Below are 15,097 nucleotides of genomic sequence, written 5' to 3'. Positions count from 1 at the left end.
GCAAAATTCACTAGTTCGTAGTATACTCTTTGTACATAGTGACACCTCCAAATCTATGGTTTGGTCCCTTTAACTCTATCAGAGGTCGCCCCTATATGTTTATATCGAAATATGCATATGAACCCATAAAAAGAAAGAGGCCATCTGGCGCGACTCGTTCGCACTCAGATGGCCTCTTTCTTTTTTCTATTCAAACTAGGTTACGTGGTATGATTCAATTTACTTCAATTTTAATCGTATACACTTTCGGCATCGCACCGCTTGATGCATACAAGACGAGCGTTTTTTCTTTCTCTGGAACGAGGAAGACTAAATCAATTTCGGATTTCTCACCTGGTGTGTAAATGAAGCCACCCCGAAATGCTTTCTTATTGTGGTTGACCATGTCGACCGGACTGTACTCCGTCCCATCTGGCGTGTACATGCGGAAACCGTTTGGACGATAATCCATAGTGCCCTCATACTGATCTGGTTCATTGTACAACGAGATCGGTAGGCTGACGAATCGTTTGCCATCTTCCGGTTCGGTTCCGTCCGGAGAAGCGTAAACAGGTTCACCCACTTGGAATTCACGTTTCTTCATTTTTGGATCCCCAATAAACGTTTGGAACGTACCAAGGTTCATGATTTTTTGAAGGTCATCTTCTTTTGGTGTTGTGTGTTTGGCTTCTTTCGGTTTATCAGCTTTTAAATCAGCCTGTTTCGCACCCGTCGTCTGTGCGGTCGGGGCTGGTGTCGATTTCCCTTCTTCCGTGACCGGCTTGACTTCTGGTGACGTAAAGACGAACAAGCTGATGATTCCGACGACGAGTGCCGTCGCTGTCGTTCCGAGGACGAAGCGGAATCGTTTCTCGACTTGTTTTTGGTTGACGACATGCCCACCGATGGCTTCAGCCGGGGTGATGCGGACCGCACGTTCAGCAGGAAGCATTGCACCTAAGATACCTGTCACGACCGGGATGAGAATGGTCGCAAACAAGAATGGTAGCTCTGACGTCGGGAACTGTTGATACATGATCGTGACGATGATGATGGTGAAGGTCACGCCGAGTAGTCCGGCGAAGAATCCGGTCAATGCACCTTCCGTCAAGACGAGACGACGGATGGACGTGTTCTGCCAACCGAGCGCTTTCAAGACGGCGAGTTGTGGTTTTCGTTCAGAGACGTTTTGCCACATGATCTCGGTCGTCGTGAGCATCGCAATTAGTAAGGCGACCCCCATGGCGACGTAATGCATCGTCCCGACTTCAAGTGCCACGAACTCCCCAATCCACGTCGTATACAAGACACCTTGGAGACGGAACGTGACGAACAAGAAGAAGCCGAAGAGACTCGTCGGTAAGGCGATGGCAAGAATCGACAACAACGTCCGTGGCCAATACGTCACGAGTTGGTTCAAGCTCATGCCGGCGCTTGAGCGAGAGCGGCCGAGGCGTCGCCCTTTTGAGACTTCACCGGACTGCATCGTCTCATATGGCTTGATGCGACGGACAAGTCGGATTGGAATCAGTGTCCCGAGCCAGTAAATCAAGAGACCGGCTAGGCCAATCAATAAGATACGGGTAATCGATGTCGAGCCAGCTGCCGTCCAAAGGAAGGTCCCGAGAATCATCCACGAGATGAGCGCGACCATCGACCCGAGGATCGTGGCTTCTAAGAATAACAGTTTCGAGAGCTGACTCGGACGCCAACCGAGCGACAAGAGGATGGCGAACTCTTTCTTCCGAGCGTACAACATGATGATGTTTGAGCTAAACACATACAACATCGCGACGAGGATGACGCTCGCGACGACACCAGAGAAGCCGAGCTTCGCTTCTTGGAAAATCGTGATCGACGACCCGATCTTAATCCATGGCTGCTGGATCCAACCGAGCGAACTTTCTCCTTTTAAGCCAGGGAGATAGGTGACGGCGTATTGTGGTGACGAACCGAGCGTGACGTCGGTGATGAGACCGGTCTTGTCCTCGATCTCTTTGGCGACTGCTTGGAGCTTCGCTTCACTCTCTTCGTTCAAGACGTCCACGCCTTTCACGTTGACACGAATGGCCGAGATGGCCTTGTCACCGGCGATGGCGAACGCCGCATCGAGTGTCGTCAACATCGAAGGTGGCTTCGTCAAGAAGCTATATGGGTTATTCGTCGGTTTGACGGTCGTCGGTGGGTTGACCGGCTCGTCTTTCGAGTTCATGACCCATTCGGCGCTTGCCGGGAAATACGTCTCCATCGGGAGTTCCGTCAACGGATCTTTTGATAGCTTCAGTTTCGATGGGTCGAATAGTCCGATATAGTTATATCTTACTTTCGGTACATCGTTGAGGTCTTCCGCGTATAAATTGGACTTGCGATACATACTTTCTTGCCCATACTTCACTTGACCCTCAGCGAGGAACGGTTTGATTTGATACGAATACGGCCAACGTTTCGGGAACGGGCTCGTCACACCTTCATAGACGAGCGGTGACGCCTTCTCGGAAAGCCAAGTGTATTCCACGGTGACACGAGGATCTTGTGGCTGCGGTTTCCCTTCTAAAATGTGTTTCGTGATATTGTCGTGCATTTGTTGGGCTGTAAAGTCGTATGAAGCGACTTTCGTGCCTTTCAAGCTATCTAGATACTCCCCTTTCCCTTTCTCGAGATAGGTTTTGATAAAGGCTTCTTGGTCGCTCGTATCGGCATCGACTTCTTCGATGGTGTAGTTGATCGAGGCATCGACGTAGTCTTTTGTACTCATCAAAATCGGGATTGTCGTGATGTCTTCATCGTAAGGTTCTGGGACATCCTCTTCATTGAAGTAACGACTGAACGCTGTCGCTTGTACGGCATCGTCTAACCCGACGAGTTTCGCTTCGGCGACCGGGTCGATCCCCGCGAGCATGACATCGCTTCCGTAACTGAGTGGGAATTCTTCATATAGGGCGGTCGGACCGATGCCGATATGTGTGGTATCGCCGTTCGGCATCCAGCCTACCCAAAAGTAGGCTTTCAAGTCTTGGAAATCATTGATTTTTTCAATGCCCGTATCGATGAGCGTATTCATCTTGAGGCGATAGAGACCCGCTTTATCAAACGTATGCGTTTGCGTGAACGAGCTCGAATAAGTCGACCCGATCATGGCAATCGGTGCCGCGACATCGATGTCGGCAATCTGTTGGATTGTCTCGTACTGTTCGCGCGTGATCCCGCCTTCGAGTCCGCTCATATAGTTTGGCTCGAGCAAGTTCAAGTCCTCGGTCACGCTTCGGCTGCCTTCCGGACGGACGACGATGTGATAAGACGAGTCCCAACGCTTTTGTAGCTCGTTGACGACTGTCCCGTTATTCGCCTGGGTCACACCGAGAAGATAGCTGAGTCCGGTACTGACGATGAGCATCCCGACCATGAGCAGGATGAATCGTTCCTTATTCCGCCACCATGAATTCCAGATGAACTTAAGCATGATGGACGTCGCTCATGGCGACGATTTGCCCGTCGCGCATCTCGATTTTTCGGTTGGCCCGGTCGGCGAGTTCCGGGTCATGGGTGACGAAGAGGACGCCACATCCGTTCTCGCGATTCAAGCGGATCAATAGATCAAAAATGACGTCACCCGTGTGTGTATCAAGGTTCCCCGTCGGCTCATCAGCGAGGAGCCATTTTGGTCGATGAATAAGGGCGCGGGCGACGGCGACGCGCTGTTGCTGACCACCTGACAGTTGGGACGGTAACGAATCGACTTTGTCGCTGAGACCGACTTCTTTCAACAGTTCGAGCGCACGTTCATGGACGTCGTAATCGACTTTTCGTCCGAAGAGCGGGGACATGACGTTCTCAAGCGCCGTCAGTGTCGGGATGAGGTGGAACTGTTGGAAGATGAAGCCGATGTTCTCGAAACGGAAGTCGGCGAGTTGTTTCGCAGATAGCGTCGAGATCGGTTCGTCGTTGAAGAGCAACGTGCCCTCTGTCGGACGGTCGAGTGTACCAATCAGACTGAGGAGAGTCGACTTCCCAGACCCCGATGGTCCGATGATGGAGATGAAATCCCCATGCTCGAAGCGGAGGTTGATGTCTTGTAAGGCGACCGTTTTGACGTCACCCGTATCAAATCGTTTTGTTAAGTGTTCGCATGTGAAGTGATAAGTCATATCGTTAAATCTCTCCTTTACCTAATATTTAGTGAAAATATGTAAGAGGACGTAATATTCTGACTATTATCAGATTAGAGGAAAAACATTCCAATGTATAGCTGTATTTTTTTCGAATGGGGAACGGGTATAGAAGAGTGAGGAGGAGAGAAGATGAAATCATTCGAAATCGAATTCCATTTGATCAATGAAGAAGTACTGACGTATATGGTAGAAGCCGATACGCGATATGAGGCATTGGAGTCGATCTATCAAGCGTTTCGACATGCGAGTGATGGATTCGTGCAATTTGAGGACGAGTTGATTGTGATGTTGGATCATGTGGCGTATGTGAAGGCGTTCGAGGTGGTGGAGTGAAAGAATAAAGTTCAAACATAGCATTAAATAGGAAGAACCGTTTCACAAGTTAAGGTAAACAATAAAGTAGATTTTACAGTACATTTTAACAAAACAATATTTAATAAATAACTAAATTGAGGTAGTTCACTAAGAGCTATCACTTAAATTTTCTTTATAAAGATAGCTATAACATATTTTAAAACTAGGAGTAGTAGATTTGTCTAAGGATGAATATTCTGCTCTCTTTTAATTTGCATTAATGCATTTATCATTGCAGATTGTGAAAAATAAGGTAATGTTAAAATCAGGAATGAGGAGGGGTAATATGAAAGTTATAAATAATTTATCAGAAAATCATTTTGATGCGTTAGATAACATCTTATTTCATTCTGGAAAATTGTATATTGCGAGCCCATTTATGTCAGAGTCACCGTATTTTTATAAGTTATTTTTTAATAAAGTAAGAGAAAGAGATGTTAAAGAAATAATTTTAATAACCACTTTAGAAGATCATTCACCCGATTTAATTAAGAAATCTAACGCGCTGTTTTTATTTTGTTTGGGATGTAAACAAGCAAATATAAAATACTCTGTTCGTATAGATAATAAGTTACATGGAAAATTATACATAGGTATTAATAATGGTAAGTATAGAGGGATTATTACCTCTGCTAACTTTACGGAATCAGGGTTGAAGAAGAAAAATGAATGGGGAGTAATGTTAGAAGATAACAAAGTATTAGTTGATACGATATCAAAATTACAGTGTAATAGTATCGAATTAGATTACAATACTTTAGATGAGATTATTAAGATGATTGATACATACAAGGCTAAAAATAAGCTACCATCTAAAACGAAAATCAAATTGAAAATAACAGATATAATAAATAAAAAACAAAAAAGAAGTGAACAAAAAGCCGATACTAACAGTTCGAAAAAATATTTTTTAAAACCTGTAGGATATGCCGAAAAACCTTTTGAAACTAGCAGAGTATTAAATGCGTCTATTGAAAAGCTACATTTTGCAAAAAGACCAGTTGCAGTAGAGGTAGGAGATATCTTAATTTGTTATGGTGTCGGAACTACAAAATTATTGGGATATTTCGAAGTAATTTCAGATGTAATTAATTTAAGTAACGGTAGTAGGTGGGAGTGGGAAGTTGAAGGGAAAAATCTATTTCCCTTGTATAGTACTAAATGGAATCAGTTTGATTTAACCTTGTCAAAAGTGCGCTCCAAATACACTGGCTCCATTTTAACTCACAGAGGTGGTGATTCTTTGGGAAGTTTAAATAGAGGAGCAGATAAAATTAGATTAAATGAAGATTTTGCACATTATTTGATTAGTGAAATGGAAAACCAAGTCTAAATATCCGTATTACCAGAAAAGTATTGACTATTAAAAGTATAATTTATAATTAGATATGCAGGATTGTTCAGTAAATAAATAGGAAAAAATATAGGGTTGAAGATTATCAGTTCACTTATAGTACTATGGCTTAATAATATGATTCTACGTAATTTATTCAAGTTACTTTTTGATGATTAAAATTGAAGGAGGATTACAGTGCCTAGTTTTAATAAACTTATCCGCGACCGCATTCCTGAAATTATTCATCAATCAGGAAAAGTCCCAATTGTAAAGCAACTTAGCCAAGCCGAACACTTTGAACAAGCGCGCTTGAAACTTTATGAAGAAATCAAAGAGTATGAAGAGACAAACATTGATGAAGAGTCGCTGGAAGAGTTAGCTGACATTTTGGAATTGGTCTATACACTTGGGAACATGCATGGAGCAGACTTTGATGAATTGAATCAGATTCGTGAAGAGAAACGTAAAAAACGCGGCGGATTTGAGAAGGGACTATTTTTAGAAGAGGTTCTGGATCATGAGTGACTTACGACTCCATACGAGCAACCTTGGCACTCCTTTACAAGAACACATAGACGCGGCGACTGAAATTTATATGGTCGTCGCGTTTGCACAAGTGTCGGGAGTGAAAGAATTATCCGCTTCGCTAAGAAAAGCGAGTGAACGCGGTGCGCAAATCAGAATCTTGGTGGGGGACTATCTGTATCTCACCAACCCTGAAGCGCTGGATATGCTTCTAAAAATCCCGAATATCGAGCTCAGGCTCTACCGCTCCAAGGGGAGATCGTTCCATCCAAAGGCATATTTGTTCCGTACAATAAAAAGCGGTACATTCTTTGTCGGTTCCTCGAATTTGTCGCATAGTGCGCTCAATCATGGAGTGGAATGGAACGTTGAAATTCCTTCGAGTGTATCAGAGGAAGTGTTTGAAGAGTCAGTCGCTGCGTTCCATGAGTTATTTTATAGTGAATATGCACAAATGATGAATCCGGTCTCGTTACAGCCGTATCGCGAAGAGTATGAGGCGCGAAAGGATCGAATGAAAGAGCTGGAGGTCGCTGAGCATTCTCCCGTCTACATAGAAGATGATTCGATTACACCGACAACTGTTCAAGATGCGGCGTTGTTGGCACTTCGGGAAACGATGGCAGAAGGTCGAAAGAAAGCGATGCTCGTTTTAGCGACTGGATTAGGAAAGACGTATTTAAGTGCATTTTTTGCTCGTCAATTTAAACGTGTTCTTTTCGTCGCGCATCAAAAGGAACTTTTGTTACAAGCAGAAAAGTCATTCCTCAATGTTGCGACCGACTGGAAGACCGGGTTATTACTAGGAGGTGAATCACGAGATCAAGAAACTGCTGATGTTGTGTTCGCCTCGATTCAAACGTTAGCTTCGAAACAAAGAATGGAACAATATAGTCCGGAGCAATTCGATTTGATTATCGTGGATGAGTTTCATCATTCGGCTGCTCCTTCCTACCGTAGGGTGCTAGATTATTTTCAACCGAAGTTCTTACTCGGTTTGACTGCTACACCTGACCGCTTAGACGGGGGAGACGTATATGCACTTTGTGATGATAACGTCGCCTTCCAGATGCACTTTACGGAAGCGATTGAAGAATCGTTTTTAACCCCGTTTCATTACGTTGGAATCTATGATGAAATCGACTACTCTCAGATTCGTCTGATCAATGGACGTCGTTACGATCAAGAAGAGTTATTGGCAGAACAGTTAAAAGAAAGTGTTGCTGAGAAGATTTATAGAGCTTGGTCAGAGCATCATCAATCGAGAGCACTCGGCTTTTGTTCTTCCGTTATACAAGCTGAATATTTGGCTGATTATTTCAGGAGGCAAGGAGTACAAGCGGTAGCACTTCATAGTCAGGCCGATTATGATCGAACGGAAGTAATTGCCCAATTAAAGCAAGGACAATTGGACATCATTTTTGCAGTGAATCTATTTAATGAAGGTGTCGATATTCCTGAAATCGATACGCTATTGTTCTGTCGTCCGACTGAATCATTGACAGTATTCACCCAACAAATTGGACGAGGGTTACGTCTATCAAAAGGAAAGACGCATTGTACGATTATCGATTTAATTGGGAACTATAAAAATATTGATAAGAAACTGGCTTTGTTGACTACTAGCCGACAAGATACAGTGAGTTCCTTACCAACTACGATTGATTTACCTTCGTCATGTACAATAGAGTTTGATTTACAGACTGTTGACTTACTGAAGAAAATGGTGACACGTTCCTCAACGCGTCAGCAATTACTTGAACAAAATTATTTTATGGTGAAAGAAGAAATGGGTAGGCGCCCGAGCTACATGGAATTAATCCAACGAGGAGAGTACTCTATAGACGCTTATCGTTCCGAATGGAGAAAGCTTGGTGGTTCTTCGGATTCTTGCATAAACTCGGAGAACTAAGTGAGGAAGAAGCGAGAACATACAATGATGTAAAGTCGCTTCTTGTCGAGGTGGAATACACGAGCATGACCAAAAGCTATAAAATGATTGTACTTTCAATTATGCTAAAACGAGGAGAAGAGAACTGGTACAATCCAATTAAAGCATCTGAAGCCGCTCTTCCTTTTTATGATTACATTAAAAATAAACCATATCGTCAGCATATTGATGGACAGACAAAAGACTTTCAGCAACCATTCCATCAACAAAGAATTGAAAAATTATTGTTACGAATGCCATTCAATAAAATTGCCAAAGGACCGTTTTATGTAGAAGATGAAACTCTGCATATTGAATTCAATGAAGCGTTCCGCAATCTAACCGTTTATGAATGGGTTAAACAGATTGTAGATGTTCGATTACATTACTACTTTAGTCGGAAAGCGAAAGGATGAGCATGCTGAACGATAAAATAACTATCAACTCATCAGAGATTGCTATACAGTCTTTTTGTAACTTTATTGATGGTTTTGCGCGTCAAGGTACATATAAAATGAATGTTATCCAAGTCATGCTTAACAGAGGGTATGAAGATTGGTTTCACCCATTATCAGCTGATATGATCGCAAAAGAGTACTATGATTTAGTAAGAAAGCAAAGTGAAGAACATTCTTTGAATGGCATCGCTAAAATATTTCAAGAATCATTTTCACAGAAGGAAATCGAACGTCATCTAAATTCGCTACCGTTTAAAGCCTTGACGACAGAATCACCAAGAACAGGTAAATCACCATTTGAGAATGCGAATGGGAAACTCATTGTCAGAGAAGAGTACTGCATTCCGACTAAACAAGCGCATGCTGCTATTCAATTAGCGGTTGAAAACAAATTAGAAGACTACTTTGAAATGAAACAGAAGTAGAAAGGTGGGATAATATGAAACGCCTGTTACTACGCAAAATCCAATTCGCCCTCCAACACCACGGTGGGACGGCATCCTTGAAAGACATTTATGCATATGTCGAAAAATCATACTACCAACTCGAGCTCGATCGATATAAAGATTGGAAAGGGCACGTCAATAAACAGATTCGTGCGCATTCCAGTGATTCAGCGAGCTTTACCGGGAAAGAGGACCTCTTTTATTCCGCTGGAAATAAAGGCATTTGGGGTCTCAGACAATCCAATAACTAACGAAAGCGGGACCAATTTCACTTGGTTCCGCTTTCAATGTTTACAAAACATCACACCCTATTGTCACACAATGTTCATTCCTGTACACTTCGATATTGTGTGCTAAAAATTATGTTAGGGGTTAGTCAATGGAACTTGTACAGCAATTATCTCAAATGCAACTCATCAACCAATTCTGGTTGCTTATGGCCTTCATCATCCCGATGGTCATTTTATCTCGTATGGTCGTGGCTGGGACGCGCTTCTCGCCGATCCTCGTCATCGTCATCTTCGGTCTCGGTCTCGGATTCGGTATGGTCGAGCTCGGCATCGCGACACCGGGTCTTCCTGAATTCCCGCTCGTCGACTTCTTGTCACGGACGACGATCATCGCGTTAGTCGTTTCGTTCTTCGTCGGTGGACAGGAACTTCGTAAAATCTTAAGCAAACAAGAGCTCGACATGGAAGACATCGTCGTTCCTGCAAAAGAGGAGATGTTCCTCGGAACGGGACGTACGCAGTTCATCTTCATCCTTCGTTCGTTCTTCTTGCTCGTCGGTTTGGAAGGATTCTTCCGTATGGCAATCGAGCCAGGTACGGCAGAAGGGATTGCGCTTTACTACCCAATCCTCGCACTCCTCGGTCTTGCGGTGTCGTTCTTACTCATCGACCATAAAGCACAGATTCAGGACAAGAAAGTATACATGCAAAAAGGTGTCATCGAGACAGTCCTCTTGCTTGTCATCTTGTTCGTCTCGTTCCTGATTGCGACAGCAGTTCAGCCGATCATCGCACTTCCGCAAATCTTCTTTGCGATGTTGATTTCGTCAGCACTCGGTGCCATCTTCCATAACTGGACGTATGGACCGACTGTCCGTGCGCTTCTCTTCGCAGGGATTCCGGTCGTCTTGGCTGCCAACTTCATGGTTGGTGGTTCACGAATCGGTGACGCGTTCGCCATCGAAGGCATGAACTCGATTCTCGTGTACGGTTTCTTCGGACAGTTGTTCTGGATGTTCGGTGGAATCGCACTCATCATGTGGTTTGCTCGTACGGGTCACATCCGTAACCTCGCGCCAGGTATGGCGGGGTCACTTTCACATAGTGGTCTCACAGGAGCATGTACGGCTGGTGACTTCGGTCAAGTGGCGGCGAAACGTGCGCCAATCATGATCAACATCCCGTTCTTCGGACATATCTTCGTCTTCTCGATCCTCGCGGTCAGTGCCGACAACGGCGCGCTCTGGATCTGGCCGACGATGATCATCGTCTTGGTCGGTCTCGCGCTTACGGCGCTTTCGTTGAAAAACTTGCGTGCAGCAAACGGGGAAGACTTCAAAGAAGTCAAAGCCCTTATGCAGTTCTCGTTTGGATGGCAGATGATGGCCGTCTTCGGTGGTCTCGTCATCTTGACGTTCAGCACGATTGCATTTGATTACACGACGATGGCACAATCGTCAGCGATCTCGCACTTCGGCTTGTTCGCAGCGGTTCAAGGCGGCATGTTCGGGACGGAAGCCTCGCTTCTCATCCCGCTCATCTTCTCGATGCCGTTCCTCGTGCACCCAATCGTCTTCTTCATGTTTGGGAAAGCACTCGACAACAATGGCGAAATGCCACGTGTACCGGTATATGCGATGGCACTCGTCGGTGTCGTCGGTGTATCTGCAGCGATTTTCGTCTTGTAAGACCTCAATTCCGCTCTGACTTCGGTCAGGGCGGTTTTTTATTTGATGATTTGGATATGGTAGACTTTGGATAGTGAAAGCGGGGGAGAGTATATGAAAAAATGGTTGTTCTTCGGTTTTATTGTGTTGATTGTAGCTAGAGTCTGGGCGGCACCGATGTATACGACAAGTCCAGATATGGATGACTTTGTGAGCTGGTTCGAGGAAACGTATTCGGTACAATGTGAAGATGAGAGCTGTGACTCTTTTACGCTGATTGGTGATCAGACAAATACATATGTGAATGAAGAAGGGTATATGAAACAGTCCAGTGGCTTGTTCACTTTCGACATGGAGGTCAGGCGATTATATCGAAGTGTCGAAGAACACGAACGAGTCGGGACGATTGAAGTGAGATGGAATCAAGATTCGTTCGAGATTACGGAAGAGACGGGTATCTTTGTTTCTTCGCCTTAGGAGACTTGAAGCATGCTGATGATCACTCAGGATATAAAGGGGAAGCGCTATGAGGCGCTCATCGATACTTTGCTTGAGCACTGTACTCACTTTGCGTTCGTGGAAGACAGGCGCCGAATGGAGAGCGAAGAAGAGCGCCTGGCGTATATGGATGTACTGACGGAAGAGATTCGCTGGGATTTGATGGAACGAACCATCGTAAGTGAATGGGAGACGACAAGACTATCTGGGGATACGGCGTATCTATATTCGTTACATATGAATTATCGGACAGCACAGTTCCTAAAAGAGCATGGTGGCTCATTGTTCAGATGGATTCATCCGGAACTGCCCGAAGACTTGATGTTTTATAAGGGGGAGACGTGCGTGCTTGCGGTATGTTCCCATGAATCGTTCTTTGTCGTCGATGAAGCGTTGTGGAGGCAGGTTCAATGAGCTGAATGATTAAGGTCATCTCTTATACGGGTGACCTACCATTATGCCAGCTTGTTGGGGAACGGTCTCCAGTCCGGATTTTTTTTATCACATTCATGTGGTTTTCTGACAGAGTCAGAAAAAAGTCGTTCACTCGCACCAAATTGAATATAATTTTGTTGAGCCTGTCGAAGCGATACCGTATTCGCACCGCCTTCATAATCGGGATCGTCGAATTGAACCCCGTCATCTTCCCAAAAACAAATTCCACAAATATCGTATGTGCCTGGAGGTTCTTCTTCTAACGTCTGGTAGCCACAACATGGGCATGTGTATCTCAAGATCATCACCTCATTGTTTAGTATAGTGGATACAAGCAAAAAAGCGTCCGACCTTTTCTCAGGTCGAACGCTTTTTCTGTCATCACATCACCATCGAGATCAACGTCAAGATGGCAAGCCCACCTTGTGTCAGGATAATCTTTTTGTCACTCGTGATACTGCCATATAGGGCAACGAGAATGATATATGTCAGAATCATCGTGACAATCTCGACCGGATTGGGGGAGACGTATAGCCCGTATAAGAGCCCGACCCCGACCCCGATCAATCCGTTATACACGCCTTGATTTTTAAATAAAACCGATACCGAGTCTCTCGTCAACTCGTCTTTCGACATACGGAAGACGCGTGACGTTGAGGAAGAGGCTGTCGCAATCGTTTCTAAATAGAAGATATAGAAGAACTCGATGGAGACGAGCGTCCCGAGCACAAGGGTGAGCGTCGACATATTAGTTGACCGCTGCTACTTGCACGACCGGTTTCGCAGACACGTAGTTCGCAACGTTTTGTGCGAAGTTGATGAGGACCGGGTTTTGGTTATGCTGCTCGAGAGCGGCTTGGTCTTCCCAGTTCTCGATCATGACGAAACGGTTCTCGACAGACGTTGACTCGTATAGGTCATATCCGACGCAGCCCGCTTCTTGTTTTGATGAGTCGATCAAGACTTGGATGTCACGCAAGAAGTTCTCGCGTTGTGATGCTTGGATGTCAAATGTGGCGTTGACTAAGATCATGGTTGATTCCTCCGATTATTAAATAAATTATTTGAATGAAGTGACCGTTTGAGCGTCAAGACGTACAGATTGGTAACCTTCTTCTGCCGCTTTCCCGACAGACAAGATCATGACCGGTACATAACGGTCTTTGTCGAGACCGAACGCTTCTGCGAGTTGGTCTTTCTCGAAACCACCGATTGGGTTCGTGTCATAGCCGTGTGCACGTGCTGTGAGCATGAATTGCATCGCTGCGAGACTCGCATCAATCTTCACGATGTCGTTCATCTCTTGTTTCGAGAGGTTTTTGTAGTAAGGGATGATCGCGCCGAGCTGTTGATCACGAACTTCTTGTGGCATTTTGCCTTCTGCGACCGCTTGATCGTAGATTTGTTCGCCGTACTCGTAGCACTCCATGTCTCCGAAGATGAGGAGCATCGCAGAAGACGTGTCGTTTTGACGCGTGTTGAATTTGATGAGCGGCTTGAGCGTCTCTTTCGCTTCTGGGCTTTCAACGACGACGAAGCGCCATGGTTGCATGTTGACCGATGATGGGGCAGTCGTTGCTTCCTGAATCATCTCGAGCATCTCTTCTTGTGAGATTTTCACGTTCTCGTCATAGACACGGATTGATTTACGACCGAACATGACGTCTTTGAATGTATTGTTTTCGAATGTAGTTGCCATTGGTGAATTCCTTCTTTCTCTGTTTAGGTGTGACTGTTCAATTTTTGAAGCAGTCCGGATAAGTGTTGAATCTCTTCAGCGGACAAGGCTTGTAAGACGAGGTGGTTGGCCTGTTCGTCTCGCTCGCAATCCCTTAGGTCTTGCTCTGCTTTCTCTGTCACACGGACGAACATCTCGCGATGGTTCTCCGCGTTCCGCTCTCTGACGACATATCCTTTTTCTTCGAGGATCTTTAAATGTCTGGTGATGGCGGCATTGTCGATTTTCATTTCTTCTTTAATCAGACGTTGCGAACAAACGCCTCGTTCTTTGACGACTTGTAGCATCTCGTAGCGGGTCAGGCTGAATCCTGTTTCCCGTTCGAACGACGATGCGACGTTTTGTTCCGCCAACTTGATTTGGTAAAGTAATCGGCTGATTTCACGTAGGTCCATTGCGTCCCACCTTTCTCAATTGACTTATCAATCGTTGACTTGTCAAACGATAAAACGTTTCGGATTGCTTGTAAAGTCAAACGCTCAAAAAAAGACGACACCGAAATTATCGTGTCGTCTCGTCTTCGATGGGAGTGCCATCAAAATGATATTCTGTCATGAACGTCGTCTCGTCGAATCCGTAAAGACGGTCGTAGGCGTTCAAATCCTCAATCGTCCGCACGTCGAGGAATGACGGGTCGATATCAGACGCTTCACGCGTGAACATCATGTACCGTTCTGTATAGTCGTCATTGCCACCTGGCTTCCCGTCGAACGAGAAATGGATCAAATAAACGTCAGGCTCGATTTCACGGATGACGTTGAGAATGCGCTGTTTTTGTTCGTCCGTGTTGTTCCAGTCTTCATGAAACATGATTGAGACGTCGAGATACGTTTCCGGATTCGTTTCATAGATAGACGTCGGGGTCGGGCTGACGTTGGCTTGTGTTTCATCGGACACACCGATCGGCACCTCCGCACGGACGGTCTCTTCCTCCTTTAAAATTCCTTGTGACACGAGCCGCTCGTGAATCGTTCGTTCCGCCTCACGTTCCCAATACGTCTCGAGCACGTTGTCATGGATGGAGCCATCTCCATACGTCTCGAGAACATAAGTGCCGGCGAACGGTTCGTTCGTCAATGTGACTTCCCCGACATAACCGCCCATCTTCCAATCACGTGACAGTTCGATGTCGGGTTGTTCCTGATACGTTTCTTTTACATAAGTACTATATGCATCTCGTGCCTCGGATTTTTCAATCGTCGTATAAACGAAGAACCCTCCAGCGAGAAGCCCGCCGACAATGCCTGCCACGATTCGTTTTTTCATCATTTCGTCACCTCTTTCCCAATGTACCTGATAAATCGAGGAGAAACCTCGGTCCAAAGTCTTATT

General features: G+C 45.2%; 18 protein-coding genes. 10 read left to right on the top strand and 8 right to left on the bottom strand.

Going from position 1 to position 15,097, the window contains the following annotated elements:
* Nucleotides 1-214 precede the first annotated feature (214 nt).
* Both AC5LIL_RS10440 and AC5LIL_RS10435 read right to left on the bottom strand, forming a co-directional pair.
* Entirely contained in the window at nucleotides 215-3,439 is a 3,225-nt protein-coding gene (locus AC5LIL_RS10440; protein WP_499824072.1) for an FtsX-like permease family protein, read from the bottom strand.
* A complete protein-coding gene (locus AC5LIL_RS10435; protein WP_499824071.1) occupies nucleotides 3,432-4,124 on the bottom strand; it encodes an ABC transporter ATP-binding protein in 693 nt (230 codons plus the stop codon). Before AC5LIL_RS10435 ends, AC5LIL_RS10440 begins: the two co-directional genes overlap by 8 nt.
* Before the next feature lie 153 nt (nucleotides 4,125-4,277).
* Here AC5LIL_RS10435 and AC5LIL_RS10430 point away from each other — a divergent pair, with 153 nt between their 5' ends.
* The 10 genes from AC5LIL_RS10430 to AC5LIL_RS10385 all read left to right on the top strand — a co-directional run bounded on the left by AC5LIL_RS10430 (nucleotide 4,278) and on the right by AC5LIL_RS10385 (nucleotide 12,006).
* Entirely contained in the window at nucleotides 4,278-4,481 is a 204-nt protein-coding gene (locus tag AC5LIL_RS10430; protein WP_499824070.1) for a hypothetical protein, read from the top strand.
* Between the two features lie 307 nt (nucleotides 4,482-4,788).
* The gene (locus AC5LIL_RS10425; RefSeq protein ID WP_499824069.1) at nucleotides 4,789-5,835 is read left to right on the top strand and encodes a phospholipase D family protein; all 1,047 of its coding nucleotides are present in this window, start codon (nucleotides 4,789-4,791) and stop codon (nucleotides 5,833-5,835) included.
* 198 nt (nucleotides 5,836-6,033) lie between these two features.
* Complete coding sequence (locus AC5LIL_RS10420) at nucleotides 6,034-6,363, top strand: nucleoside triphosphate pyrophosphohydrolase (RefSeq protein WP_499824068.1); 330 nt, start codon at nucleotides 6,034-6,036, stop codon at nucleotides 6,361-6,363.
* Nucleotides 6,356-8,275 carry a DEAD/DEAH box helicase family protein gene (locus AC5LIL_RS10415; RefSeq protein ID WP_499824067.1) on the top strand — a complete coding sequence of 640 codons (1,920 nt, stop codon included), beginning with the start codon at nucleotides 6,356-6,358 and terminating at the stop codon, nucleotides 8,273-8,275. Before AC5LIL_RS10420 ends, AC5LIL_RS10415 begins: the two co-directional genes overlap by 8 nt.
* A 65-nt stretch (nucleotides 8,276-8,340) precedes the next feature.
* Nucleotides 8,341-8,709, top strand: coding sequence for a hypothetical protein (locus tag AC5LIL_RS10410; protein ID WP_499824066.1), 369 nt, complete (start codon nucleotides 8,341-8,343; stop codon nucleotides 8,707-8,709).
* 2 nt (nucleotides 8,710-8,711) lie between these two features.
* The gene (locus tag AC5LIL_RS10405; RefSeq protein WP_499824065.1) at nucleotides 8,712-9,176 is read left to right on the top strand and encodes a hypothetical protein; all 465 of its coding nucleotides are present in this window, start codon (nucleotides 8,712-8,714) and stop codon (nucleotides 9,174-9,176) included.
* Between the two features lie 14 nt (nucleotides 9,177-9,190).
* Nucleotides 9,191-9,448, top strand: a complete 258-nt coding sequence (locus AC5LIL_RS10400; protein ID WP_214775661.1) for a hypothetical protein — start codon at nucleotides 9,191-9,193, stop codon at nucleotides 9,446-9,448.
* Nucleotides 9,449-9,576: 128 nt separating this feature from the next.
* A complete protein-coding gene (locus AC5LIL_RS10395) occupies nucleotides 9,577-11,115 on the top strand; it encodes a hypothetical protein (RefSeq protein ID WP_499824064.1) in 1,539 nt (512 codons plus the stop codon).
* A 93-nt stretch (nucleotides 11,116-11,208) separates the two neighbouring features.
* Nucleotides 11,209-11,571: a hypothetical protein gene (locus tag AC5LIL_RS10390; protein ID WP_499824062.1), complete on the top strand. Its 363-nt coding sequence runs from the start codon at nucleotides 11,209-11,211 to the stop codon at nucleotides 11,569-11,571.
* 12 nt (nucleotides 11,572-11,583) lie between these two features.
* Nucleotides 11,584-12,006, top strand: coding sequence for a stage III sporulation protein AH (locus tag AC5LIL_RS10385; RefSeq protein ID WP_499824061.1), 423 nt, complete (start codon nucleotides 11,584-11,586; stop codon nucleotides 12,004-12,006).
* Nucleotides 12,007-12,047: 41 nt separating this feature from the next.
* Here the strand turns inward: AC5LIL_RS10385 and AC5LIL_RS10380 are convergent, their stop codons facing one another.
* The 6 genes from AC5LIL_RS10380 to AC5LIL_RS10355 form a co-directional block, all read right to left on the bottom strand.
* Nucleotides 12,048-12,326: a CPCC family cysteine-rich protein gene (locus AC5LIL_RS10380; protein ID WP_499824060.1), complete on the bottom strand. Its 279-nt coding sequence runs from the start codon at nucleotides 12,324-12,326 to the stop codon at nucleotides 12,048-12,050.
* A gap of 82 nt (nucleotides 12,327-12,408) precedes the next feature.
* On the bottom strand, nucleotides 12,409-12,774 hold the full coding sequence (locus AC5LIL_RS10375) for a DUF1304 domain-containing protein (protein WP_499824059.1): 366 nt from the start codon (nucleotides 12,772-12,774) through the stop codon (nucleotides 12,409-12,411).
* A 1-nt stretch (nucleotide 12,775) separates the two neighbouring features.
* Complete coding sequence (locus AC5LIL_RS10370; RefSeq protein WP_026826548.1) at nucleotides 12,776-13,060, bottom strand: putative quinol monooxygenase; 285 nt, start codon at nucleotides 13,058-13,060, stop codon at nucleotides 12,776-12,778.
* Between the two features lie 27 nt (nucleotides 13,061-13,087).
* Nucleotides 13,088-13,726 (bottom strand): nitroreductase family protein, encoded by a 639-nt coding sequence (locus AC5LIL_RS10365; RefSeq protein ID WP_214785313.1) that lies wholly within the window; start codon nucleotides 13,724-13,726, stop codon nucleotides 13,088-13,090.
* 23 nt (nucleotides 13,727-13,749) lie between these two features.
* A complete protein-coding gene (locus AC5LIL_RS10360; RefSeq protein ID WP_499824058.1) occupies nucleotides 13,750-14,160 on the bottom strand; it encodes a MarR family winged helix-turn-helix transcriptional regulator in 411 nt (136 codons plus the stop codon).
* 106 nt (nucleotides 14,161-14,266) lie between these two features.
* Nucleotides 14,267-15,031 carry a hypothetical protein gene (locus AC5LIL_RS10355; protein ID WP_499824057.1) on the bottom strand — a complete coding sequence of 255 codons (765 nt, stop codon included), beginning with the start codon at nucleotides 15,029-15,031 and terminating at the stop codon, nucleotides 14,267-14,269.
* Nucleotides 15,032-15,097 lie beyond the last annotated feature (66 nt).

Source organism: Exiguobacterium sp. RM11 (assembly GCF_059821525.1).
Note: the sequence above shows the minus strand (reverse complement) of the source record. Positions and strands in the feature narration are given on the sequence as shown.

Excerpts from the sequence above, each read along its gene's own strand:
- AC5LIL_RS10415 (WP_499824067.1), top strand. The coding sequence starts at position 6,356 with ATGAGTGACTTACGACTCCATACGAGCAACCTTGGCACTCCTTTACAA.
- AC5LIL_RS10435 (WP_499824071.1), bottom strand. The coding sequence starts at position 4,124 with ATGACTTATCACTTCACATGCGAACACTTAACAAAACGATTTGATACG.
- AC5LIL_RS10385 (WP_499824061.1), top strand. The coding sequence starts at position 11,584 with ATGCTGATGATCACTCAGGATATAAAGGGGAAGCGCTATGAGGCGCTC.
- AC5LIL_RS10395 (WP_499824064.1), top strand. The coding sequence starts at position 9,577 with ATGGAACTTGTACAGCAATTATCTCAAATGCAACTCATCAACCAATTC.
- AC5LIL_RS10405 (WP_499824065.1), top strand. The coding sequence starts at position 8,712 with ATGCTGAACGATAAAATAACTATCAACTCATCAGAGATTGCTATACAG.
- AC5LIL_RS10430 (WP_499824070.1), top strand. The coding sequence starts at position 4,278 with ATGAAATCATTCGAAATCGAATTCCATTTGATCAATGAAGAAGTACTG.
- AC5LIL_RS10425 (WP_499824069.1), top strand. The coding sequence starts at position 4,789 with ATGAAAGTTATAAATAATTTATCAGAAAATCATTTTGATGCGTTAGAT.
- AC5LIL_RS10360 (WP_499824058.1), bottom strand. The coding sequence starts at position 14,160 with ATGGACCTACGTGAAATCAGCCGATTACTTTACCAAATCAAGTTGGCG.
- AC5LIL_RS10375 (WP_499824059.1), bottom strand. The coding sequence starts at position 12,774 with ATGTCGACGCTCACCCTTGTGCTCGGGACGCTCGTCTCCATCGAGTTC.
- AC5LIL_RS10440 (WP_499824072.1), bottom strand. The coding sequence starts at position 3,439 with ATGCTTAAGTTCATCTGGAATTCATGGTGGCGGAATAAGGAACGATTC.
- AC5LIL_RS10355 (WP_499824057.1), bottom strand. The coding sequence starts at position 15,031 with ATGAAAAAACGAATCGTGGCAGGCATTGTCGGCGGGCTTCTCGCTGGA.
- AC5LIL_RS10390 (WP_499824062.1), top strand. The coding sequence starts at position 11,209 with ATGAAAAAATGGTTGTTCTTCGGTTTTATTGTGTTGATTGTAGCTAGA.
- AC5LIL_RS10370 (WP_026826548.1), bottom strand. The coding sequence starts at position 13,060 with ATGATCTTAGTCAACGCCACATTTGACATCCAAGCATCACAACGCGAG.
- AC5LIL_RS10410 (WP_499824066.1), top strand. The coding sequence starts at position 8,341 with ATGACCAAAAGCTATAAAATGATTGTACTTTCAATTATGCTAAAACGA.
- AC5LIL_RS10400 (WP_214775661.1), top strand. The coding sequence starts at position 9,191 with ATGAAACGCCTGTTACTACGCAAAATCCAATTCGCCCTCCAACACCAC.
- AC5LIL_RS10365 (WP_214785313.1), bottom strand. The coding sequence starts at position 13,726 with ATGGCAACTACATTCGAAAACAATACATTCAAAGACGTCATGTTCGGT.